The sequence below is a fragment of the Helicobacter zhangjianzhongii genome, assembly GCF_030249855.1.
Taxonomy (GTDB): Bacteria; Campylobacterota; Campylobacteria; order Campylobacterales; family Helicobacteraceae; genus Helicobacter_B; species Helicobacter_B zhangjianzhongii.
In genome coordinates, this window is record NZ_JANURN010000027.1 from 1 (window position 1) to 1,015 (window position 1,015).

The window sequence follows — 1,015 nt, forward strand, 5'->3', positions numbered from 1 at the left end:
TCTCGTGCTTAACTTTGACAGATCTCCACGCTCGGTGGTATCTATTTAGTGGTGATGTAACAAAAGCTAACTGCGATGTCTATGCAAGTGGTGGTAACTTTGTAATTGACCCCAAAGGTAATGAAAATTCTTGTCAAGGGGACTCGGCAAGGTTTGCTACAGATGGTGGTTGGAGCAAAACCCTAATACTAGACCGAGTTACTTTGGATAGCTTTAGGACTAACACAGAAGGTGTAGGTATAGATGCAAGTGGGCTGTGGGGTAATGTCCGTCTTAATAACTCCACCATAGGAACGGCAAATATTGAAGGGAAGCTCAAAGTCGAGATCAAGGCTGTTAGCAACAGCAACAATACTATCACTGCTATCAACAACTCTGCTGATCGTCTAAGCCTTAGTGCAGATGCAGGCAGCTCAATCTCAGTTACAACGCTTAATCAAAGCAATACCCCCAATACCCCTAGCGAACTTGTCCTGCAAAATGGTGGTGGCAGTATAACGATTGAGAATCTCAACCAATCCGGTGGCACAACCTACCAAAAAGATGGCGATGTAACTACGGCTACTATGACTGATGGAGCGTATTATCAAGGCTATGGACCTAGTGGCGGTGGCTACGCACCAGTAGGTGATGGCGGACAGATAGGCACGCTCAATCTACAGGGCGGAGATTTTACTCAATATGCTGGGCAAATCACTAATGTCAATCAAAGTGGTGGGAATTTCATACAGCAAGTAGCCTCAAATCAACAATCAACAATCACCACCCTTACCCAATCTGGCGGTAACTTTACCCAAGAAAGCGGCACAATCACCACTGCTAATCTCTCTGGAGGAGTTTTCACCCATAAAGGTGGCACACTTAGCAATGTCGTGCTTAAAGCAGGTGGAAGTGGCAGCACATTTGTCAATGGCACAGATTCTGCCTTTGCTAACATCACCCAAGAGGGTGGTAATCACACTATCATCGGTAAGGTTGCTAAATTTACCCTAGCGGGTGGTTCCTTTACCAACAA

General features: G+C 45.5%; 1 protein-coding gene. It reads left to right on the top strand.

Features of this window, described 5'->3' with window-relative positions; genetic code table 11:
- Positions 1–1,015 (top strand): hypothetical protein (locus NYG90_RS10505; protein ID WP_285265045.1); only part of this gene is annotated, 1,015 nt, incomplete at both ends.